Origin of the sequence: Brevundimonas viscosa (assembly GCF_900116065.1) — a bacterium.
Taxonomy (GTDB): Bacteria; Pseudomonadota; Alphaproteobacteria; order Caulobacterales; family Caulobacteraceae; genus Brevundimonas; species Brevundimonas viscosa.
The window spans coordinates 45,902-67,938 of sequence record NZ_FOZV01000002.1 but is presented as its reverse complement, the minus strand read 5'-3'; the positions used below and the strand labels follow the sequence as shown (position 1 = coordinate 67,938).

27 protein-coding genes are annotated in these 22,037 nt (G+C 68.5%); all 27 read left to right on the top strand.

From position 1 onward, the window contains the following. The 27 genes from BM333_RS04420 to BM333_RS15890 all read left to right on the top strand — a co-directional run bounded on the left by BM333_RS04420 (position 1) and on the right by BM333_RS15890 (position 22,027). Positions 1-723, top strand: a complete 723-nt coding sequence (locus BM333_RS04420) for a YecA family protein (protein ID WP_092307771.1) — start codon at positions 1-3, stop codon at positions 721-723. Positions 724-1,533: 810 nt separating this feature from the next. Next, positions 1,534-1,986: a terminase small subunit gene (locus BM333_RS04415; RefSeq protein WP_092307769.1), complete on the top strand. Its 453-nt coding sequence runs from the start codon at positions 1,534-1,536 to the stop codon at positions 1,984-1,986. Beyond that, positions 1,925-3,562 carry a terminase large subunit gene (locus BM333_RS04410; RefSeq protein ID WP_092307767.1) on the top strand — a complete coding sequence of 546 codons (1,638 nt, stop codon included), beginning with the start codon at positions 1,925-1,927 and terminating at the stop codon, positions 3,560-3,562. Before BM333_RS04415 ends, BM333_RS04410 begins: the two co-directional genes overlap by 62 nt. Next, positions 3,562-5,382, top strand: coding sequence for a phage portal protein (locus BM333_RS04405; protein ID WP_092307765.1), 1,821 nt, complete (start codon positions 3,562-3,564; stop codon positions 5,380-5,382). The genes BM333_RS04410 and BM333_RS04405 overlap by 1 nt, the downstream gene beginning before the upstream one ends. A 16-nt stretch (positions 5,383-5,398) precedes the next feature. After that, positions 5,399-6,481, top strand: coding sequence for a DUF2213 domain-containing protein (locus BM333_RS04400; protein ID WP_092307763.1), 1,083 nt, complete (start codon positions 5,399-5,401; stop codon positions 6,479-6,481). Between the two features lie 13 nt (positions 6,482-6,494). Then, on the top strand, positions 6,495-6,968 hold the full coding sequence (locus BM333_RS04395) for a structural cement protein Gp24 (RefSeq protein ID WP_092307761.1): 474 nt from the start codon (positions 6,495-6,497) through the stop codon (positions 6,966-6,968). 12 nt (positions 6,969-6,980) lie between these two features. Further along, positions 6,981-8,072 (top strand): DUF2184 domain-containing protein, encoded by a 1,092-nt coding sequence (locus BM333_RS04390; protein WP_092307759.1) that lies wholly within the window; start codon positions 6,981-6,983, stop codon positions 8,070-8,072. 56 nt (positions 8,073-8,128) lie between these two features. Next, entirely contained in the window at positions 8,129-8,440 is a 312-nt protein-coding gene (locus tag BM333_RS04385) for a hypothetical protein (RefSeq protein WP_092307757.1), read from the top strand. Positions 8,441-8,442: 2 nt separating this feature from the next. Beyond that, positions 8,443-8,919: a DnaT-like ssDNA-binding protein gene (locus tag BM333_RS04380; RefSeq protein ID WP_092307755.1), complete on the top strand. Its 477-nt coding sequence runs from the start codon at positions 8,443-8,445 to the stop codon at positions 8,917-8,919. After that, positions 8,919-9,284, top strand: a complete 366-nt coding sequence (locus tag BM333_RS04375) for a hypothetical protein (protein WP_092307753.1) — start codon at positions 8,919-8,921, stop codon at positions 9,282-9,284. Before BM333_RS04380 ends, BM333_RS04375 begins: the two co-directional genes overlap by 1 nt. Beyond that, the gene (locus tag BM333_RS04370; protein WP_092307751.1) at positions 9,281-9,490 is read left to right on the top strand and encodes a hypothetical protein; all 210 of its coding nucleotides are present in this window, start codon (positions 9,281-9,283) and stop codon (positions 9,488-9,490) included. Before BM333_RS04375 ends, BM333_RS04370 begins: the two co-directional genes overlap by 4 nt. A gap of 75 nt (positions 9,491-9,565) precedes the next feature. Beyond that, positions 9,566-9,865: a hypothetical protein gene (locus tag BM333_RS04365; RefSeq protein ID WP_092307749.1), complete on the top strand. Its 300-nt coding sequence runs from the start codon at positions 9,566-9,568 to the stop codon at positions 9,863-9,865. A 71-nt stretch (positions 9,866-9,936) separates the two neighbouring features. Further along, positions 9,937-10,977, top strand: coding sequence for a phage minor head protein (locus BM333_RS04360; RefSeq protein WP_092307747.1), 1,041 nt, complete (start codon positions 9,937-9,939; stop codon positions 10,975-10,977). A gap of 14 nt (positions 10,978-10,991) precedes the next feature. Beyond that, a complete protein-coding gene (locus tag BM333_RS04355; protein ID WP_092307745.1) occupies positions 10,992-11,189 on the top strand; it encodes a hypothetical protein in 198 nt (65 codons plus the stop codon). A 5-nt stretch (positions 11,190-11,194) separates the two neighbouring features. Next, entirely contained in the window at positions 11,195-11,638 is a 444-nt protein-coding gene (locus BM333_RS04350) for a hypothetical protein (protein ID WP_092307743.1), read from the top strand. A 2-nt stretch (positions 11,639-11,640) separates the two neighbouring features. After that, positions 11,641-12,045 (top strand): phage tail terminator-like protein, encoded by a 405-nt coding sequence (locus tag BM333_RS04345; protein ID WP_177221798.1) that lies wholly within the window; start codon positions 11,641-11,643, stop codon positions 12,043-12,045. 60 nt (positions 12,046-12,105) lie between these two features. Beyond that, on the top strand, positions 12,106-12,576 hold the full coding sequence (locus tag BM333_RS04340) for a hypothetical protein (RefSeq protein ID WP_092307739.1): 471 nt from the start codon (positions 12,106-12,108) through the stop codon (positions 12,574-12,576). 62 nt (positions 12,577-12,638) lie between these two features. After that, positions 12,639-13,043: a hypothetical protein gene (locus tag BM333_RS04335; RefSeq protein ID WP_092307736.1), complete on the top strand. Its 405-nt coding sequence runs from the start codon at positions 12,639-12,641 to the stop codon at positions 13,041-13,043. Beyond that, positions 13,040-13,411: a phage tail assembly chaperone gene (locus BM333_RS16335; RefSeq protein ID WP_425425119.1), complete on the top strand. Its 372-nt coding sequence runs from the start codon at positions 13,040-13,042 to the stop codon at positions 13,409-13,411. Before BM333_RS04335 ends, BM333_RS16335 begins: the two co-directional genes overlap by 4 nt. Beyond that, positions 13,408-15,489, top strand: coding sequence for a phage tail length tape measure family protein (locus BM333_RS04325; RefSeq protein WP_092307732.1), 2,082 nt, complete (start codon positions 13,408-13,410; stop codon positions 15,487-15,489). Before BM333_RS16335 ends, BM333_RS04325 begins: the two co-directional genes overlap by 4 nt. Continuing rightward, positions 15,489-16,085, top strand: coding sequence for a hypothetical protein (locus BM333_RS04320; protein WP_092307730.1), 597 nt, complete (start codon positions 15,489-15,491; stop codon positions 16,083-16,085). Before BM333_RS04325 ends, BM333_RS04320 begins: the two co-directional genes overlap by 1 nt. A gap of 3 nt (positions 16,086-16,088) precedes the next feature. Continuing rightward, positions 16,089-16,775 (top strand): hypothetical protein, encoded by a 687-nt coding sequence (locus BM333_RS04315; protein WP_092307728.1) that lies wholly within the window; start codon positions 16,089-16,091, stop codon positions 16,773-16,775. After that, complete coding sequence (locus tag BM333_RS04310; RefSeq protein WP_177221797.1) at positions 16,775-17,197, top strand: DUF6950 family protein; 423 nt, start codon at positions 16,775-16,777, stop codon at positions 17,195-17,197. The genes BM333_RS04315 and BM333_RS04310 overlap by 1 nt, the downstream gene beginning before the upstream one ends. Then, complete coding sequence (locus BM333_RS04305) at positions 17,198-19,621, top strand: hypothetical protein (RefSeq protein ID WP_143105766.1); 2,424 nt, start codon at positions 17,198-17,200, stop codon at positions 19,619-19,621. Further along, positions 19,618-19,866: a hypothetical protein gene (locus BM333_RS04300; protein ID WP_092307724.1), complete on the top strand. Its 249-nt coding sequence runs from the start codon at positions 19,618-19,620 to the stop codon at positions 19,864-19,866. The genes BM333_RS04305 and BM333_RS04300 overlap by 4 nt, the downstream gene beginning before the upstream one ends. 24 nt (positions 19,867-19,890) lie before the next feature. Next, positions 19,891-20,289 (top strand): hypothetical protein, encoded by a 399-nt coding sequence (locus BM333_RS04295; protein ID WP_092307722.1) that lies wholly within the window; start codon positions 19,891-19,893, stop codon positions 20,287-20,289. After that, positions 20,282-22,027, top strand: a complete 1,746-nt coding sequence (locus BM333_RS15890) for a hypothetical protein (RefSeq protein WP_092307720.1) — start codon at positions 20,282-20,284, stop codon at positions 22,025-22,027. Before BM333_RS04295 ends, BM333_RS15890 begins: the two co-directional genes overlap by 8 nt. The last annotated feature ends 10 nt before the right edge of the window (positions 22,028-22,037 follow it).

Genomic DNA, 22,037 nt, shown 5'->3' with positions numbered 1-22,037 from the left:
ATGGCCAAACAGAAGCAACCGGCACCCCCTCGCGTGAGCGTCAGCGCCGCCCGATTCCATGAGCACCTCGCTGAGCAGGTTGGATACTTGGAAGCTTCGTGTTCTGGCTTCGACGAGGGACGAACAGCGGAGTTCAAGCGGATTGCCGCGGCGGTTCGTACTGTGGTGCACGACACCGGCTCTTCCACCTCGCTACTGACGCACCTCGGTGAGAAGGGCATTCAGTTTGTGAGCTCAGGGTTCCCCTACGACGATGGAAACCTCATGAGCCACCACGGCCTCATCGGGATCGTTGGGGGATCCGGCAGGAACGGCTACGTGGCGCTCTGCCAGACGCCGGGCGGCGGCCCTCTCGCCCCCCGTGAGCTGGCATTTGATGCTTGGTGGAATGAGCCGGTCATAAAAGACGGCTCAAACAGGATGTTGCGCCGGCGTGACCTCGTATTGATCGCTGCGAACCAAGACGGTGGAGCGCACGTCGATGGCACGATCGACGAGACCTACGATGACCTGGCACGCCGAAACTCGCTGGGCTGGATGTTCAGCGATGGCCAGACCGAGACGCCGCTAGAGCAAGCGGAGGCTTACTCGATTCGCCAGATTGGGTGGGAAGTCTTAGAGACGCTGCGCCGGCGAGAGGCGCGGCTGATCGCCAATGAGAAGTGTCAGTGCGGAAGCGGTAGAAAGCATCGGTACTGTTGCGGGAAGCCAGCCGCCGCTTGACACCGGACAGGTAATCACAGACACCAGCCATAGGTGCACTCGCGCCCGAACGGCCCCAGACCTTGCGTCCGGGGCCTTTTTGATGGCCTCAGAGGGTCCGGGCGAGCAGACACCACAGCTCAGCTCGAGCTTCAGACGCCGAACATGTCATCGAGCAGCGAGACGACCCAACCACCGTTCCTGTGGTCAAAAGCTTGAGCAGGATCGAGCAGCGGCAAGCGGGGCAGGCGAAGCGGATCATGGCGGTCTCCTTAAGGGGGCCACCAGGCTACCGCCCGGCCGGATCGATACGCATACCCCCGCCGCCCATGTGCGGAGCTACGGCGAAGGCTGGCGCTGGCGGGTTGAAAAGCAAAGGGCGGCCCGTTGCCGGAACCGCCCCCTGGTTAGGTCGTCAGGATCATCAGAAGCAGCGCCACTCGCGAGAGGATTGCTGCGACGTCAGCCTTGACCGTCACCTTGATCGAGAAAACTTGCGGCATTGGCCGGGTTCCCTCGGGTCTTCGGCGCCTCCGACCCGGTGGGGTTGGAAGGACAGGCCACCTCGGAGTGTTTGACCGCTCCCCGTCGGATTTCGGTTCGGCTGCCTCGGGCGTTCTAGAATAGCCTCCGGCGCGTGTCAGACCCGACACGTGAGGCGGTAGGGCCTCCGGCCCTCAGACTCCGCTTGGCCCTCCGGGCTGCATCGTCCTTCGCTCAGCGCGCGGCACGCTCTCGTCGTCACCGGGTGCCCGCCACGTCTGAAGTGGCGGATCGGCTCGGAACTATTGAACCGTGCCACAATCGTTAACGGGAGTCGAGAAACGCGACATGCCCGCTCTCTCCAACCCCAAGCACGAGCGCTTCGCCCAGGCCCTGGCCAAGGGTGAAACCGCCGACGCTGCCTATGTCCTCGCGGGCTACGAGGAGAACCGCGGGAACGCGGCTCGCCTGAAAGCAAATGAAAGCGTCGAGCGCCGGGTCGCCGAGATCCTCGAGAAGGCCGCCACCCGCGCCGAGATCACCGTCGCCAGCATCTCCGAACGCCTGCTGAAGATCGCCGAGAAGTGCGAGCGGACGGCCGAGGCCAACAAGCTGGGCGTCGCCCGTCAGACCCTCATGGACGTGGCCAAGCTGAACGGCCTGATCGTCGACAAGCGGGAGCACACCGGGCGGAACGGCGGGCCCATCGAGTACGCCAACCTGACAGAGGAAGAGATCGATGCTCGCATCGCCGCGCTTGAAGCCGGCGACGGCGAACCTGAGCCTGCCAGCGAAGCGTGAGTACCTCGCCCTCCTCGAACAGCGGGCGCGGCTGAAGCGGGAGAAGGCGGAGCGGGAGCGCATCGAAGCCGAGGCCGGCGGCTGGAAGGCTGAGATCGCGAAGTGCGCGGCCGATCCGCTCTACTGGTTCGATCGCCACGTCTGGACCTATGACCCTCGCCTCGTCGGAAAGCCGGGCGGCGCCTACGTCCCGTTCAAGCTCTGGCCGAAGCAGCGGGAGTTCATCACCTGGCTGAAGGCGCGGGTGGACGGAAACGAGGAGGGCCTCTGCGAGAAGTCGCGGGACACCGGCGTCACCTACCTATGCGCCGGCTTCGCCCTGTGGGCTTGGCTCTTCGTCCCCGGGTTCAAGACGACCTTCGGCTCCCGCAAGGTCGACTACGTCGACAAGAAGGACAATCCGGACAGCATCTTCGCGAAGCTGCGGATCATGCTCCGGCGCCTGCCGCCCCAGATGCTCCCTGAGGGCTTCGTCTGGACGCAGCACGACAACTACATGCGGATCTCGAACCCGGCGACCGGGGCGGTGATCTCCGGCGAAGGCGGCGAGGACATGGGCCGGGGCGGCCGTTCCTCGCTCTACGTGGTCGACGAGGCGGCCTTCGTCCCCAACGCCGAGACGGTCGAGAAGGCGCTGTCCGGCAACACCGACGTCGTGATCTGGGTCTCCTCCGTCAACGGGATGGGGAACCTGTTCGCGAGGAAGCGGCACTCGATCCTGAAGCCGCGCCAGATCTTCCGCCTGCACTGGCGCGACGACCCGCGGAAGACGCAGGAGTGGGCGGACGCCAAGCAGGCGAGCTTCTCCGACCCGACGACCTGGGCCTCGGAGTACGACATCGACTACTCGGCCTCGGTCGAGGGCATCTGCATCCCGGCCATCTGGGTGGAGAGCGCGAAGCGGCTCGCGGCGCTGGAGCCGCGGCTCTCGCCGTCGAACCAGGGCGTCACCGGCCTCGACGTCGGCGCGGGCAAGTCCAAGTCGGTGGCGGTCACCCGGCGCGGGCCCGTCGTGGCCAAGCCGCAGTCTCGCGGGGACCCTGACACGACGGAGACGGCGCACTGGGGTCTCGCGATCGCCAAGGCGGACGGGGCGGCCTTCCTGAACTTCGACGCCCCCGGAGTTGGCGCCGGCGTCGCCTCGACCCTGAAGCACAATCAGGTGGCGGGCCTGACGGTCTCGGCCGTGAACACCGGGCTTCCGCCGACAGAGCGCCGCTGGCCTGACGGACGGACCTCCGAGGAGATGTTCGGCAACTCCAAGGCCGAGGTCTGGTGGCTCTGCCGCACCGCGCTCCAGCGCACGCATGAGCACGTCGCCTTCATTGAAGGCCGTCCCGGCGGCGTCGAGCATTCGGTCAGCGACCTGCTGGCCCTGCCCTCCGGCGACAAGGACAGCGACACCCTCTGCCTCCAGCTCTCGCTGGTGAAGTGGGAGAAGAACGAGAAGGGCAAGATCGTGATCGAGCAGAAGAAAGCCCTCGCCCGTCGCGGCATCGCCTCCCCTGACTACGCCGACGCGCTGATGCTGACCTTCGTGGACACGAAGCCGGCCTACTCGCTGGACAACGTCTGATGTTCCTCGGCGTCCGCGACCGCCTCGTGAACCTCGTCACCTCCATGGGGACGGCGAAGGACAAGTCCTCGGCCGCGGCCTGGTACGTCAACGAACTCGACCCGGCGCAGGCCCTCGCGGCCTATCGCGGCGACTGGATTGCCCGGAAGGTGATCGACATCCCCGCCTTCGACATGGTCCGGGAGCGGCGGAACTGGCAGGCCGGCCCGGACGAGATCGAGAAGCTCGAGGCCGAAGAGGCCAGGCTCCAGCTCTGGCCGAAGCTGGCTCGCGCGATCAAGCTGGCCCGGCTCTACGGCGGCTCGGCCCTGATCCTCGGCACCGGCGACACGGACCCGTCGCAGCCGCTCCGGCCGGAGAGCGTGAGCGAGGGCAGGCTGGAGTTCATCCACGTCGCCAGCCGCTACGAGATCGCCGCCGGCCAGCTTGAGCGCGACCCAGCCTCCCCGCGCTGGGGCGAGCCGGTCAGCTACACCATGGGCGGCACGCTCACGCTGCACCCGTCTCGGGTCATCCCGTTCATCGGAGCCGACGTTCCGGACCTGACCGTCGGCCAAGGCTGGGGCGAGTCTGTCCTGCAGGCGATCGACGACGCGGTGAAGAACGCGGGCCTCGCCGCCGGCGGGATCGCCCAGCTCCTGCAGGAAGCCAAGGTCGACGTCTTCAAGATCCCGGATTTCATGGCGAACGTCGGGGACGAGGCGTACCGGACGAAGGTGCTGGAGCGGATCGCGCTGGCCAACCAGGCGAAGTCGATCTCGAACGCGCTCGTCATGGACGCGGCCGAGGAGTGGAACCAGAAGCAGATCAGCTTCACCCAGCTGCCCGAGGTGCTGCGGCTCTACCTGCAAATCGCCGCCGGCGCCGCGGACATCCCGGCCACCCGGCTCCTGGGCCAGTCCCCGGATGGTCTGAACGCCACCGGGGAGAGCGACCTCCGGAACTATTACGACCGGCTCGCCGCCGAGCAGGAGGTCTACGTCAGGCCGCGGCTGGAACGCGTCGACGAGGTCCTGATCCGCTCAGCGCTGGGCGCCCGCCCGCCTGAGGTGCACTTCGCCTTCGCCCCGCTGTGGCAGATCAGCGAGAAGGAGAAGGCCGACATCTTCAAGACGAAGGCCGACGGGGCTCGGGCCATCGCGGGCACCGGCGGCATGTCGCCGCCCCTGATGCCGCTGGAGGCGCTGTCCGACGGTCTGGTCAACGCCATGATCGAAGACGGCCACCTGCCCGGGCTGGAGGCGGCCATCGAGGAGTACGGCAAGCTCTCGGAGCAGGACGGCGAGGATAAGGACGCCCAGGCCGCCCTCACCCCGCCGGCAGAGGAACTCGCCGCCAACGACGCCGCGCCCCGGACCCTCTACGTCCAGCGCAAGCTCCTGAACGCCGCCGAATTCATCGAGTGGGCCAAGGCGCAGGGCTTCGCGACCACCACCCCGGCCGAGGACCTGCACGTCACCGTCGCCTTCAGCCGCGCGCCGGTCGACTGGATGAAGGCGGGCGAGGCCTGGACCGGCGACAGGGACGGCAAGCTGACCGTGAACCCCGGCGGCGCCCGGCTGGTCGAGAAGCTCGGCGACAAGGGCGCGGTCGTCCTGCTGTTCAACTCGTCCGAGCTGTCTTGGCGGCATGAGGCGATCCGCCGGGACGCCGGGGCCTCGTGGGACTTCCCCGAGTACCAGCCACACGTCACCATCACCTACGCCGGCGGCGACATCGACCTGAGCAAGGTTGAGCCGTACCGCGGCAAGCTCGTGTTCGGCCCGGAGATCTTCGAGGAGATCGACGAGGACTGGACCGGCAAGCTCCGCGAAGCCTGAACCCGAGGACATCGCCATGCAGTTCACGGACGCCGCGCCGATCGCAGGCGTGCGCCTGACCCGGGACGGATACGCCGTCGCCGAGGTCCGCGCCGCCCGCACCGGCATCCAGCAGTACGCCGGGCGCGAGGTGGGCCGGCCGGATCTGGCTGTCGTCAACGTCTACCGGCCGCCGGAGAGCGTCTTCGCGGCCGACAGCCTCGCCAGCTATGGCTTCAAGCCGGTGACCATCAACCACCCGGCCGAGGCCGTGACGGCTGACAGCTGGAAGAAGCTGGCCGTCGGCATCGTCGGCGGCGACGTCGTCCGGGACGGCGGTTTCGTGAAGGTCCCGCTGGCTCTCATGGACGCCGCGGCGATCAAGGCCGTGCAGGACGGCACCCGCGAGATCAGCATGGGCTACGTCTGCGACCTCGCCTTCGAGGACGGGGTGACGCCGGAAGGCGAGTCCTATCAGGCGGTCCAGCGGGACATCCGGATCAACCATCTGGCGCTCGTGCCGAAAGGCCGCGCCGGCCCCCATTGCCGTGTCGGAGACCAGGGCGCTCCCGAGACCGGCCAAGACCCTGCGCCCCTTCACCATGGAGACCGTCACATGACGCTCAAGACCATCACCGTGGACGGCCTCCCGGTCGAAACCACGGACGCGGGCATCGCGGCTATCGAGAAGCTGCGCGGCCTGCTCTCCACCGCGGACGCCGCTCTGGCGACCGCCAAGACCACCCACGACGCCGCTCTCGCCGCCAAGGACGCCGAGCTGGCGAAGAAGGACGCGGAGATCGCGGACCTGAAGGCCAAGGTCATTGACGGCGCCGCCCTCGACGCTCTGGTCGCCGAACGCGCCAGCATCGTCGCCAAGGCCAGGGCGCTGGACGCCAAGGTCGTGGTCGACGGCAAGACCAACGCCGAGATCAAGCGCGCCGTCCTGGGCGACGGGGCCAAGGACAAGTCGGACGCCTACGTCGACGCCGCCTTCGACCTGAAGACGGCCGACCTGAAGCCGGCCGATCCGCTGCGCTCGACCATCGCCGACGCGAACACGTCGGTCGCCCCCGTCGCCTCCATCCGGGACGCCGCGCGTCTCGCCAGCCTGAACTAAGGGAGCCCAGACAATGGCTGTTCTTCAGGACACCTACGCCGAGAACCTGGCCGCGGGCTACGCGGGCATGATCGCCAACGGCGAAACCTCCAACCGCATCTCGCGCACCTGCGAGGATGCCGCCGGCATCGGCTTCGGGGTCCCGGTCTACCGGGGCTCGGGCGATCACGGCTGCACCGCCACCGTGGGCACCGCCGACACCTTCCTGGGCTGGACCATCGCCCACGAGGCGCTCGGCCTGCTCGCCGGCCAGACGGCGGACAAGTACCAGCAGTACGACGACGTCGCGATCCTGACCCAGGGCGTGATCTGGGTCACCGCCACCGGCGCGAACGCGGACGGCGCTGCCGTCACGGTCGGCACCGGCGCGGGCGCGGCGGACGCCATCGGCGACACCGCTGCCGACGCCACCCACATCGGGACCAACGGCTGGGTCTTCGACGACACCACCTCCGCGACGGGCCTCGCCCGCATCGCCAAGCGCTAAGGGGCACCGGACATGATCATCAATCTCGCTGACGCGACCGGTGGCCTGTTCACCGACGTCGGGTCCTTCCTCGCGGCTGACGCCAGCCAGCGCGAGCTCGCCTTCCAGCGCTGGGCTGCATACGACGCCGCCCTCGCCGCCACCTTCGGCGACAAGGCCAACGAGTTCTTCGTGGACGCCCAGGTCGGCCGCGCCTTCCTGACCCCGCAGCTCTACCGGATCGAGACGCAGGTCTACCTGCGCCGCTATCCGAACGCCGACCTGACCGGGCTCATCCCGATCAACACGGACGGCGACATGTGGGACGTCGGGACCGTGTTCTACAGCATGGACGAGGCCGGCAAGGCCGAGTTCCTGAGCGGCAAGGGCTTCGATATGCCCTACGCCTCCACGCTGATGAACCAGTCGAGCCGCGGCTTCTACCTGGCCGGCATCGGGTACGAGTGGTCGACGCAGGAGCTGCAGCGCGCCGCGAAGCTCGGCCGCTCGCTGTCCGCCGACAAGGCTGCCGCGGCCCGCAAGGCGGCGCAGTTCTTCAAGCGGTCGGTTGCCATGACGGGCCGCGCGCCCGGCACCGCGGCTTCGGAGAAGGGCTGGACCGGCCTGATCAACGACGCCAACGTCCCCGCCGCGAACGTGGCGGCCGACGGCACCGGCTCGGCCACGACCTGGGCGACCAAGACGCCGGACCAGATCAGCCGCGACATCTGGGCCGCCGTGAACGCGGTCGAGACCCAGACCGGGGAAACCCACACGGCGACGACCGTGGGCCTGCCGACGCAGAAGCTCCGCTACATCGAGCAGACCCGCATGTCGGACACCGGCACGACGATCCTCGCCTACATCCGGGGCAACCGGGACGGCGGCGAGAACATCAACTTCGTGCCGATCCGTGAACTCGCGGGCGCCGGCGCGTCGGACACCGATCGCATGATCGCCTACGACGCCTCGCCGGAGGTCGCCCAGTTCCACCTGCCGGGCGATCACGAGTTCCTGCCGCCGTTCCAGAAGTCGTCCATGACCTACGAGGTCGGCGGCATCATGAACGTCGGCGGGACCGAGGTCCGCCTGCCGAAGGCCATGACCTACCGCGACGGCATCTGAGGAACCCGGCCCCTGCCTCATGGCGGGGGCCGAACCTCATTCAGGGAACAGAACCGATGAAGTTCACGAACCACACCTCGGGCCCCAAGGGCCTGAACACCGTCAACGGCCTCGTCTACGTCGAGCCGGGCAAGACGGTCGACGTCGAGATCAGTGAGGCCGAGGCCAAGTCGGCCAAGCGCACCGGCTGGTTCAGCCGACCGAAGGCGGTCGACGACGATGACGACGGCCCCAAGGAGCTCGGCGACATGACCGTCAACGAGCTGAAGGCGGTGGCTGAGGCGGAAGAGATCGACCTCGGCGACGCCACCAAGAAGGCCGACATCGTCGCGGCCATCGAACTGGCCCGCGAAGCGAAGGCCGCCTGACCATGGCCGGCTACGGCGACGACAGCGGCTTCGCGGCATGGCTGGCCGACAACGGTCACGCCCTGCCCGACGGATCGCTGTCGTCCGCCGTGCTGCGCCAACGCGGGAGCGCCTATGTCGACGGCGTCTATGGCTCCCGCTTCCTCGGGGTTCCGACCGATGGCGTCGCCCAGGAGCGCGCATGGCCGCGCACCGGCGCCACCGCCTACGGCTCGGAGATCGCCTCCGACACCATTCCCACCGCCGTCGTGCAGGCCAGCTATGCGGCTGCGCTGTATGAGGCGGAGAACCCAGGGGGTCTGTCCGCCGCCACCTCCGGCGCTGCGGCCGTGAAGCGCGAGAAGGTCGGTCCGCTCGAGGTTGAGTATGCGACTTCCTCCGGCGACGTGCTCGCCGACGCCACCATTCGTCTCGCCGTGGTGGAAGGCCTGCTCTCGCCGCTGTTCCGGCGGCCCGAGACCGCCATCTTCGCCGTCTGATGACCGGCTTCGACTACACCCGCGCCGCGGCCACCGCCGAGCGCCTGATCCAGAAGTTTGGCCAGACCGGCAAGCTCCGGGTCGAGACGCCCGGCTCTGGCCCATCCTACGACCCGGGCGAGCCGACGATCACCGACCACGACGCCGTCATGGCCGTGCTGGAGTTCGAGAAGAGCGACGTCGACGGCACCCGGATCCTTGCCACGGACAAGCGCATCCTCGTCGCGGCCAAGGGCCTTCCGGTCGAGCCCTCCACGGAGCATCAGTTGCTGGACGCCGCCGGTCAGGCCTACAGTGTCATCGCCGTCGACCCGCTTTCCCCGGCCGGCGTGCCCGTCTTCTACTGGGTGCAGGCTCGTCGATGACCGACCGCAAGGAAGCGCTGGTGCTGGCCACGGCGTCGCTGCAGGACATCATCTCGCAGGGCAAGGCGATCACCGGCAGCGCGATGCGCGGGGCTCCTGAGGCCGATCAGGAAGCGATCCGGGCTGCGGCCCACGCCCATCTGGACGCCTATCTCGACCACATGGCCGCCGCGGGCGTGCACACCAGGGCGATCATCGAGGACTGACCTCGGACAAGTTCGGGCCTGACCCGAAGGACTGCCGTTCGCCTCAGAGCGGCTTCACACCCATGGGAGACCATCATGACCCGACTGCTGTCGGTGTTCAGCCTGATCGGCTGCGCCATCATCTACGCCTGCTCGGCCGTCGCTTCGGCCACCACCTCCATCTTCTCGGCCGCCGGCTCGGCGCTGCGGGAGATGTACGACATCGCCTTCCCCGCGACGCTCGACGTCGTCGCCCCGGAGCCTTCCGCCCAGCGGCTGACGCAGGTCCAGCGTGCGCAGGTGATCTCGTTCCAGGCCCGTCGCGAACAGCGCCACTTCGCCCGCCATCAGCTCGCGAGTTCCGGCGCCGTCGGAGCGGGGCTGATCGCGGCCTAGTCGCCGTATCCGCATGAAGAATGAAAGCGGCCCGGCCTCATCCGCCGGGCCGTTCTGTTCGGAGGGCTGACATGGCCAGAACCGGGGCGTTCCAGCAGGTCTTCAACGACCTGCAGGATCGCTATGGCCGGTTGGTCGCCGACGCCTTCCTCCGGGCCGTCGAGGACATCCGGTCCGCCGTCCAGCTTCAGCGGCTCGTCGCCCGCATCGAGGCGCGTGACATCGAAGGCGCGCTGGAGACGCTGGACATCGATCCGGCCGCCTACGACGAGATGCTCGACCGGATCCGGGACGCGCATGCCGAGGGCGGCAGGAAGGCGGCCGAGGCTCTTCCCCGCCGGCTTCCCGACGGAACCGCGCTGACGGTCCGCTTCGACGGCCGGAACCCGGAGGCGGAGGCTTGGCTCCGCGACCACTCGGCCAGGCTGGTGACCCGCATCACCGAGGATCAGCGCGCTGCGGTCCGCATGTCCCTGCTGGCCAGCATGGAGACCGGCCGGAACCCGCGCTCGGCCGCGCTGGACATCGTCGGCCGGGTGAACCGGGCGACGGGGCGACGCGAGGGCGGCATCCTCGGCCTGACACAGGCGCAGGAGGGATATGCCCGCAACGCCCGGGACGAACTGGCCTCCGGCGACCCTGCCCTGATGCGCCAGTACCTGACCCGCGGCCGCCGGGATAAGCGCTTCGACCGGTCGGTGACCAAGGCCATCCGCGAGGAGAAGCCGGTCCCGGCCGAGATCGCCGCCAAGGCCATCACCGCCTACGAGCGCCGCCTTCTCCAGCTCCGGGGCGAGATGATCGGCCGGACCGAAGCCCTGACCTCGCTGAACCGGGCCGCCTACGAGGCCATCCGGCAGGCAGTCGCGTCGGGCAAGATCGCGGAGTCGGCCGTCCGCCGGGTCTGGCGCTCGGCCGGGGACCTGAGGGTCCGCCACACTCATCGGGGCCTGAACGGCGACAGCGTGAAGCTGGCCGAGGCCTTCGTCAGCCCCTCCGGCGCCCGGATGCTCTTCCCCGGCGACACGAGCCTCGGAGCCCCGGCCTCGGAGACCATCGGCTGCCGGTGTGTCTGCGAGACCCGGATCGACTTCCTCGCCAACCTCCGCTGATCAGGAGCCAGAACGTGCACCACCAATCCCTCGCCGCGATCATCGCGAACGACCTGAACAGCCTCGCGCATCGCATCGAGGCCCTCCCCGCCCATCCCAACTACACCGCCGCGCTCAATGCGGTTCAGGAGGCCGAAGCCGCAGTCAAGTCGGCCGCAGTCGACCTGCATCAGTCGGAGATGCGGGAGCGGTTCGCCCGCGCCGACGCCTAGCCACTATGGCCCAAGGCTCCTTCTCCGCCCAGATCAGCGCCTTCGTGGCGAAGACGAAGGAGCGGAGGGAGGCGGTCCACAAGGAGAGCGCCCAGCGCGTCGTTGAGGTGATGCAGACCCCTCGGGGCCTCGGCGGCAATCTCCGGGTCAACACCGGCTTTCTAAGGGCTTCGCTCATCGGGACCACCTCTGTCGCCCTGCCGGCGACGCGAGAGAAGCCCGACGGCCCCGCGGCCTTCAGCTACGACGCTGGCCAGATCAGCCTGGTGATCGCCGGGGCCGAGATCACCCAGCCGCTGACCTTCGTCTACACGGCCAACTATGCCCGCCCGCGCGAGTACGGCGCCCGGGGCCAGCCCGGTGACCGATGGGTCGCTCTGGCGGCGCAGCGCTGGCCTCAGATCGTCTCGTCTGTCTGCGACGAGGTGAAAGCCCGCACCGGAGGCTGAGCATGGCGACAGCGGCTGAAGTGGCCAAGGCCCTGCTCGCCCGGGCGGACAGCCTCACCTACGGCTCGCCGGTGATGAAGAAGGCCATGCCGGACGTCGCCTTCACGCCCGAGACAGGCAAGCCGTACTTCCGGGTCGACCACTTCCCGAACGCACCGTTCTGGTCGGGCCTGAAGACCGGACGGATCGATCAGGGCCTGCTGCAGGTCACCGTCGTCTGGCCCAAGGGCAAGGGCATCGTGCAGGCCAGCGCCGCGGTCGACGCGGTCAAGGCCCACTTCCCGAAGGCACTCGTCCTCATCGAAGGCTCGGCCCGGGTGAAGGTCGGCGAGCCTTGGCACGCCAGCCCCCTGCAGGGCGACGCCTGGACCGAGACGCCGGTCACCATTCCCTGGACTGCCTCCTAAGGCGCCAGGCCGCCCTCTCCTGCCGCGTGGGCTGCGGAACCAACATCACAGGAGGCCGCAATGGCCATTGGTACTTCCGAAGGGTCGTCGGTCTTCATCGGCCCGGTCACCGCCGCGACTGATCAGGCGACTCTCGAGGGTCTGACCTACGTCGAGATCGGCAGCGTCGAGAGCATCGGCGAGTTCGGTCCGCAGGCCCAGGACGTGACCTTCACGCCGCTGAAGGGCCCGAGCGTCCAGCACCTGAAGGGCGCCGTGGATAACGGCATGCTGCCGATCGTGTGCGCTCGCGACCCGCTTGACGCCGGCCAGATCGCCCTCGCGGCCGCCGCGGCCACCAAGTACGAGTACGCGATCAAGATCGTGCTGGCCGACGAGGCCGACGCCAACGACACCCCGACCACCTTCTACGGTCGCGGTCCGATCTTCAGCGCCCGCAACAACGTCGGCGGCGCCAACGACGTGACCAAGCGCACCTTTAACGCGGGCCTGAACGTCTTCTTCGAAGAGCCGTCCGAAGCCGTCGCCTGATCCCCGCCTTCAACTTCAACGTCGGGGTCGCGCCCCGGCGTCCTTTTCCAAGGACAGAACCCATGGACCTCGCTTCTCTCGACACGGCCGACGTCGCCAACGAAGGCGTCGCGATGCCGGTGCACGGCCCCGATGGCCAGCCGGTGCTTCAGGAGGACGGGGCTGCCGTCACGATCACGCTCCTCGGCGACGACAGCGACGAGCTGGTCAAGTTCGACCGCCAGTTGGTCAACCGCAGCCTCCGTGGCGGGCAGCCGATCACGGCCGAACTGGCGGAGGCCAAGGAGATCAGCCGCCTCGCCCGGGCCACGGTCGGCTGGAGCGGCATCGTCCTCGACGGCGAAGTCCTGAAGTTCTCGGAGGAGAACGCCAAGAAGCTCTACAAGCGTCTGCGCTGGCTCCGGCAGCAGGTCCGCGTCTTCGTCGCTGACCGGGCAAATTTCATGAAGGCCTCGCCGGAGAGCTGATCGCCTTCGCCGAGGCCGTCGCTGCGGGCGCTGCCGGCGCCCGGCTGCCGCCCTTCCCCGAGGCCCTCCGGCACGTCTGGGACGACTTCGCCGCTCTAAGGCCGACCCGGCTCGTCGGCCTCGCGACGCAGCAGATCACCTGGGCCGAGATCAACGCCTACGCCGAGGCGGTGCCGGGCGGCCTGCCCTACTGGCAGAAGAGCCTGATCCGGCGGCTGGACGACGCCTACGAGGCCGCCATGCCGGGCCGGCTGTCGAGCAAGCCGAAGCCCACCAACGTCGCGGAAATCCGGGCCAGCCTGCGGGCGGCGATCAAGGCCCGCGAAGCCAAAGCTGCCGCTGAGGCCCTGAAGGAGAGCACGTCATGACCGACCTCGCCTCCCTCGGGATCCGCGTCGAAAGCCAGGAGGTCGCCCAGGCCGACGGCCATCTGGACAACCTGACCGCTTCGGCCACCCGGGCTGAGACGGCGACGGAGCGGCTCGCTGCGGCCGCTCGGGGTCAGGGCGCTGCCCAGATGGTCGCCAACACCGCCATCCGGCAGCAGGCGGCCACTCTCGCGGCCGTCCGGGGCGGCATGGGGCTCACGGCTGCCGAAGGGCTGAACCTGTCCCGCCAGTTCACCGACATCGGCGTCACCGCCGCCATGGGGATGAACCCGCTCCTGATCGCGATCCAGCAGGGGCCGCAGGTGCTGGACACCTTCCAGATGGCGGCGGCTCGCACCGGAACGACCGTCACGGCAGCGATGAACGCCGCGGCGGCGGCCACCTGGCGGGCGATGGCTCCGTTCCTCCCCCTCATAGCCGCGGTCGGGGCGGCCACGGCGGTGATCGGAGGCACTCTCGCGCTCGCCACGCGCCAGCTCAACAAGGACTTCGGCGACCTGACCGAAGGAATGGGCCTGACGGAGAAGCAGTTGGAGAAAGTCCAGAACCGGGGCGTCACCATGGGTGACGTGGTCGGTGGCTCGCTGAGCTATCTGCGCGACATCATCTGGGACAAGGTCGGGCCCTCGGTGACGAAGCTCGGGGAGTGGTTCAGCGAAACCATGGACCGGGTGACGTCCTTCGTCTGGCAGGGCATCCGGAACATCGCGGCCGGGTTCGGCGCGGCGCGGGGCGGCATCATCGCTTCGTGGGGCATGCTGCCCGAGGCGCTCGGCGACATCGCCATCTCGGCGGCCAATCAAGTGATCCGGGCCGTGGTGGACATGGTCAACCGGGGGCGGACGCTGCTGAACGCCTTCATCCTGGCGTCCAACGCGGTCAGTCCGGGCGCTGACCTGCCGCTGATCCGCGCCATCGAGGCTCCCGCATTCGCCAACCGCTTCGCCGGAGCCGGACGCGCGGCCGGCGGGGCGTTCGCCCGCGGGGCGGCGCAGGGGGCGCAGGACGGGCTCGCATGGCTGGACCGGCAACGTGCGGCGCTCGCCGGCAGCATCACCAACGCGGCGCGGAACCGTATCCGCGGGGAAGCCGGAGACGCCGACGCGGAACGGCGCAGCGGGGGCGCGGGCCGAGACGGGGTTCGCGAGACCGCCCAGGTCGTTGAGCGCCTTCAGCAGCTTGAGCGGGTGAACCTGCAGCCCTTGCAGGGCATGTTCGTCGACATCTACGACACGCTCGAGCAGACCGCCGACGAGCTGCGCCTGATCGACGACCTGACCCGGGACATGGCGAGCGGGCTCTCCTCGGCCTTCGGGGAGACCGGCCGGGCGCTGGGCGACCTGCTCACCACCATGACCGGCTATGAAGAGCGCCTGGCCAGCATCGCGCTCGCCGAACGCGAGCACCGCCTCTCCGCGATGCAGGCCGACAGAGAGCGGGCCCAGGCGCAAATCCAGTCCTACGGCGACATGGCGGCGGCGGCGCGTGGGTTCTTCCGCGAGGGGTCTGACGGCTACCGGGTCATGTTGGCCATCGAGCAGGTCTATCGGGCGCAGCAACTGGCCGGGATGCTCCAGTCGATCCTCTTCGGCCGGCAGGAAGCCGCCTCGTCGGTCGCCAACTCCATGGCCAAGGGCGCTGCCTCTACGGCAGCTGGGGCGGCCAAGATGTTCGAGGCGCTCGGGCCATGGGCCTTTCCGGCCGTGGCGGCCATGCTCGGCCTGCTGGCAGGCTTGGGCCTCAAGGGCGGCGGGAGCGGAACGCCCGGCCTGCCTTCGGCCGCGAACGACAACTCCAGCGCGGAGGCCTCAACCGCGGCGGTCCGCGCCTTCAGCGCGCGGGACGCCCAGTCCAGAGATGCAGCGGCCTCCGCTATCGCCGCGAGGGTCGATGTGCGTGTGTCGGCCGACAAGGACGGCATGCACGCCTATGTGGTCGACACCGCCACCGAGGTCGCCACACCCATCGCTGCGAACACGGCAATGATGGGCTACGCAGCCGTCCGCGAGGAGCGCCGCCAGGCCGTCCGCCGGGCCCGTCAGAGCTTCGTCCGCTGATGGCGATCATCCTGCCGACGACGGACGTGCCGGTGTCGATCATCTGGCGCTTGGTCAGCCGTCGCCGCGATCTGGAGCCGACCTTCGGCGGTCCGACCAGCCGGGTTCGGCGTCTCGGTTCCAAGTGGGCCGCCGACGTGGAGCTGCCGCCGCTCTACTACGACGCCGCCATGGCCTGGGTGGCGGCCCTGACCAGCGCTGAGGCCGACACGGTCATCCTGCCGATCCCGCAGCCGGAGTTTGATGTTGGAGCGCCGGGCTCCCCGCTGGTCAACGGCGCCGGCCAACTCGGCTCGTTCCTGGCGCTGGATGGCTTCACGCCGGAGTACGTCGCCCGCGCCGGCCAGTGGTTCAACCTCGTGGGCCCCACGGGCCAGAAGTACCTATACCAGGTGGCAACCGACACCGTCGCATCCGGCGGCGCTGCCGCGGCCCTGCCGATCAACCCGATGATCCGCCGCTCGCCAGCCGACAACTCGGCCGCCAACTTCGCCGAGCCGGTGATCGAGGGCTTCCTCTCCGGCCGGGCGACCGAATGGACCGTCGACCGCGGGATGTTCGTCGGCCTGTCCTTTACCGTGACCGAGCGAGAGTAGCCGATGGCCCTCGACGCCTCTCTCGACGCCGCGCTGAAAGGTGCGGCGCCGCTGGTGTGCCTGCTGCTCAAGATGGAGCTTCCGGGGCACACGATCCTGCTGGTGGATGGGGCGGGCGAAGTCGTCCACGGCGGCGAGACCTACACCGGCGAGGACGAGGTCTACGGCGTCCTCGATGCGGTGGAGGAGATGACGGAGCAGGTCGGGACCGAAGCGCCGACGGTGCGCTTCACCTTCCTGCCGGCATCGCTGCCAGCGCTGGCCGACATCACGAACCCGGCCAGTCAGGGCTCGCCGATCTACAGCTGGTTCGCCGCGGTCGACCAGGCGTCGGGGCTGGTGATCGGCGAGCCGGAGCTCCTCTTCGCCGGCGAGCTGGACACCGCCGAGGTCGAGGCCAGCGAAACCGCCACGGTGATCAGCTTCGACGCCGTCTCCGCATGGGAGCGGCTGTTCGAGGCCAACGAGGGCCACCGGCTCAACCATCAGTTCTGGCAGTCGGTCTATCCCGGGGCGCTGGGGATGCAGTTCGTCACCGAGATCCAGCGCGATCTCCCGTGGGGCTATGACGCGCCCCGGCCGCGGGTGGTGAGCGACACGACCGGCGGCGGTGGCGGGGGCGGTTACGGCGGCTCGCCCATCGGCGGCGGCGGCGGCGGCTTCAACGACATCGTTCGGGGCCTGTTCTGATGAGCCCGATGATCCGCCGGGTCGAGGCGGTGCAGGCCACGATCGACCGCTTTCGCGACAAGCCCCTGAAGCTCGGGACGGACGACTGTGTCCGCATGGCGGCTTTCGCGCTGAGGAAGCAGGGAGTGCGGGCCTCGCTCCTGAAGGCGGGAAGCTACTCGTCGGAGGCGGGCGCCCGGCGGGTGATGAAGCGCCTCGGCTACGAAACCCTGGCCGAAGCGGTGGATGCGCTGGGCCTGCCGCGCATCGCGCCGGCGATGGCCCTGCCGGGCGACATCCTGACCCTGCCGGCTGCGGATGGCTCCGATCTGGCGCTGGCGGTCGCCGTGGGGAACGGGCGGGTCCTCGGCTTCTGGGAGGCGGCTGGCGTCTGCACCGTGTTCCAGCCGCTCCGCTACGACGCTGCGTGGAGGTCGATCTAGATGCCCTTCGTCGCCGCTGCGGCCGGGGCCGCGATCAGCTGGGTCGGGGGTGCTGCAGCCGCTGTGGGCGGGGCCCTCACGGGCGCTCTGACCGCAGCTGGCCTCTCGGCCGGAACCGCAGCGGCTCTCACCAGCGCGGCCGGGACGCTGGCTCTCAACGCCAGCCTCGCCCTTGCGGCAGGCGCGCTGTTCCAGCCCCGCGTCGGCGCTGGCGGCTCCCCGACTGCTTTCAAGGCGGACCCTGCGGCTCCGATCTCCGGCGTCATGGGCCGCTTCGGCGTCGGCGGCCGGCAGCTTCACGGCAACGTCTGGGGCAAGGGCAACCTCTACCTGTCGTTTGCCACGACAATGAGCCTCGGGCCTATCGAGGGCATCGCCCAGTTCAAGGCGAACGACACCGTCGTGACCTTCCCCGGCCCTGATGGACTGGCCGCGAGCGTCGAGCCCTACAAGGACAAGATGTGGATGACGTATCGGCTGGGGCTCCCCACCGATACGGCCCTGCAGCCGCCCTCCGGCGTCCCCGACGGCTCGCCCTCCATGAGCGAGTGGACGACCAGCCACACCACGCCGGGCCTCGCCGCCAGCTTCTGGACCCTGAAGAACAACTCCAAGCGGGCCAGCTACGAGAGCGGCGTGCCTCGGCCGCTCTGGACCCTGCTCGGGATGCTGGTCTGGGATCCTCGGCTGGACAGCACCTACCCGGGCGGCTCGGGCCCGCAGCGACGGGACGACTGGACGACCTGGGCCTACTCCGAGAACCCGCACCTGCATGCGCTGGCGTGGGTGCGGGGTCATTTCAAGCTCGAGACTGACGGCTCGATCGACCGGACGAAGCGGCTCGCGGGGGTCGGGGCCCCGGACGCCGCGATCGACATCGCCTCCTTCGTCGAAGGCGCGAACGTCGCGGACGCTAACGGCTGGAAGATCAGCGGCGAATGGACGACGTCGGACGACAAGTGGCAGGTGCTGGCCGCCATGCTGCAGGCCGGAGGGGCCGTTCCGCTCAACCGCGGCGCCATGATCGGCTGCATGACGGAGGCTCCTCGGGCGTCGATCCTGACCCTGACGCAGGAGGACATCGTCGGGCCGGTTCGGATCGGGGTCATGGCCTCGCGTCGGGACCGGCCGAACACCATCGTTCCCCGCTATCGGTCGGAGCCGCACAAGTGGGAGGAGGTGCCGGCCGGGGCGGTCTCGGCTGAGACCTACGTCACAGAGGACCGGGGCGAACCCCGCACCCGCGAGGTCAGCTATCGCTACGTCGGCGGAGGAAATGCCGCCGCCAAACAGGCGGCCGAACTCGCGGCCTACGACCTGGCGAACGCCCGCGAGACGCTGCGGCCCTCGATCCCGGCGAAGCCCTACATGCTCGGCCTCCGGGCAGGAGACGCCTTCACCGTCGAGGCTCCGGAAACGGGCATGAACGGCCAGAAGGTCGTGCTGATGCGCCGGCCGTTCGATTCGGCCTCGGCCGTCGTTACGCTGGAGTGCCGGTCGGAGACGGACGCGAAGCACGCATGGGCGCTGGGGCAGAGCGCCAGCCCGCCGGCGAGCCCATCGCTCACCGCGGTCGATCCTACTCCGCCGGCTCCCGAGGCGACCGAATGGAGCGCGGTCGCGGGGACCGTCACCGGCTCTGACGGCTCGGAGGTCCCTGCGATCGTGGTCACGGGGGGCATGCCGGATGGCGTGGCCGACCAGATCGTCATTGAGTACCGGGCTTCTGGCGCGACGGACTGGATCGAGGAAGTCGTCTCGACGCCCGAACTGGCGAAGAAGATCATCTCAGGCGTCACGGCCGGGGACTGGGAGGTCGCCCTCTCGTACCGCCGGGGCAACCGGACATCAGACCGACTTGTCCTCGATCCTGTGGCGGTGACCGGCTATAGCCTTCCCCTCGACCAGGAGCAGCTCGGGGACGCGCTCGAGACCGCGGATGTAGTCCGCACGGCCCCCGGAACCGGCGGCGCCCTGGCAGGCGATCTGGCGGTGCTCGATGAGGCTGATACCGCGCAGATTGCGCCGAACGCCGTCACGAACTCGGCTGTGGCTGACACCTCGGCGTCTCTCACTCTCGGCGGCACGTCGTTCACGACCATTCAGACGGTCACCTACACGTCGACGGGCGGCCGGCTGAAGGTGCGCGGCAACTTCTTCATGACCGTGCACCACCCGTCCGCGGGGGGCATTTCGGCGCGGGTGAGGATCGAGCAGTCGCTGCCCTTTGGCGGAAACCTGATCGACCTGACCTATGACGCCATCGGCGGCGACTACATTCAGGGCTGGCAGACGCCGGAGGCGACGGTGACGCTGGCGGCCGGGACGTACACGTTCAACCTGATCGTCAGCCTGAGCAACAACGACGCGGCCATCCAGACCGTGCAGGGCCGAACCCTGAGCGTCGAGGAGATGAAGCGGTGACCGACCGGGCCCTCGTGATCGATCCGGTGTCGGGAGCGATCCTGCGAAAGGTCGTCGCCCCTCCAGAGATGCTGGCGCTCAACGCCCGGGATGGAGAAGCACTCTTCGTCATCACCGGTGACGACGGAATGCATATCGACGACGGGCACATCGTCGTCTCCGAGGAGGGCGCGCTCGTCCTCGCCGAGACCGCTCCGGCCGGCGTCACCGCCCCCGCCTACGACCTGCAGTACGTCGCTCGCTAGGGCGGCCAGATCAGCGAGACAGCCATGATCACACCCGCCAGGGTCGACCTCGTCGCTCAGCGATGGACGCCGTTCGTCGACGTCACCGTGTTCGAGGACTTCGACTTCTCGGCCGCGACCTTCGCCATGCACATACGGGTCCTCCCCGATGCGGCAGGCGACCCGCCGGTCTCGCTGGCGAATGCCGCCTCCAACGCTCAAGGGATCAGCGTCAGCGTCGCGACCGTGGAGGGCCAGACGCTCAGCAGCGTCCAAATCCGCATCAACGAGACGACCATCGAGGGCCTGCTCCTGAACGCCGCCGGCGCCGGCAAGGACGTCACCCTTTACTACGACCTGCACATCACCGGAGGCGGTCTGGAGAAGACCCGGATGATGGAGGGCAAGTTCATCATCAAGCCCGGAGTGACCCAGAATGGCTGATCGCGTTCTCAGGCTGGTGAACAACCAGGTGCGGGTCGCCGTCGCCGGCGGGCCGCTGGTCGCCGCGCTTGCCGGGCAAGCCGCCGCAGCGGCAGCCCAGGCCTACGTCGATGAAGCCGAAGCGGCCGCTGCGGCCGCGCAGCAGAATTACGAGGATGCGCTCGCCATCCAAGCCCTCGGCGATGACGCCGCGGCGATCGCGGCCCGTGCGGCCAAGGCGCAGAACCTCAACGATCTGGCGGACAAGGAAGCGGCGACCAATAACCTGCTGTTCCTGCAATCGGGAACGGGAGCGGGAAGCCGGAGCGTTCGCGACAAGCTGCGCGACACGAAAGACCTCGGAGATTTTACCGGACTACAGGCGAGCATCGACGGCCTGACTGCGGGCGGCGCGGTCCTTAACCTGCCGGTTGGAACGCAGACTGGCACCGGAACCCTGACGCTCAAGAAGGCCGTGAACCTCGCCGGCAAGGGCACGGCCCACCACGCCTTCTACAACGCCGGGACGGAGCGCGGGACTGTCATCGAGCGCGCGGCTCCGGCGGCTGGTTACGCCGTCGAGATGGAAAGCGCGCTCAACGGCTACGGCGGGTTCGGGCTGCGGGACCTGTCGATCTACCACTCGGGTGCCAACACGGCTCGGGCCGTTCTGCGCGTCGCGGGCATTCAGCGCCCCCAGCTCACCAACGTGGAGGTCGCCACTCTCGACAACGCGGTTGCTGACTACGGCGTCCTGCTGGAGCCTGCCGCCAACGGCAACCTGACCCTCTACGGTCGCTTCGACAGCCTCTATATCGCCAAGGACAACGGATCAAAGCCAAACATCGGCCTCGGCATCTACGAGGACAGCAACGCCAACGTCTTCTGCGGCGGCTCCATTCAAGGGATCGTGTGCGCCCTCGAAATGGGCGGGACGACCCTCTCGCCGATCAACAACGCATTCGTCGGCGTGGCCTTTGAGGGCGTCTATTCGGCCTCTGTGGAGCACGAGTTTGTCGCTGACGGCGCTGGCGTTCTCGGGACGCCGGGCGGCGCCTGCTACGTCGCGAAGCTCATCAAGATCAACCGAGCGCTCGGCCTCGGGTTCTACAGCTGCTATTTTGAGCTGGGCGGCGCGCCAGCCACCTATGACGACGGCGTCAACGGCGAACACCCGCTTTACCCGGCCATCAGCCTTGAAGGCCCCAACGTCAAAAACGTCACCATCGACGCGGTGCAGACCTGCTACGTCTACGACAAGGGTGCTGTTGGAAGTCACATCACCTACGGCTCGACGGGCAAGGTCTACGACACGCGCGAAGCTCCAATGCTGTTCCTTCGCAAGAACAGCGCCCAGACCGTCACGTCATATACGAACGTTGCGATCCTCTACAACACGCAAGTTGTCTACCGGGCCGACGCCATATCTTACGACGACACAACTGGCATCGGAACTGTGCACCAGTCCGGCGTGTACCGCTTTGACGCAGCCCTTGCGCTAGACGGGTTCGATGCCGCTGGAGAGACGTTTGCCTACATGCGACTGGCGACAAGCGCGGGGGTCAACATGAAGGGCCGCAACGCTCTTGTCGACGGCTCGACCGGAGGCGGCATTCCCGTCGTGTTCGAGCTGAGCGGCGCGGTCTATCTGGACGCAGGCGACACCTTCACGCTCCAGATTTTCCAGAGCACCGGGGTCGACCAGGATGTGACGACCGACGCGGAATACAACCGCCTCCTCGTCCAGAAAATCTCCTGATATTGCGGGC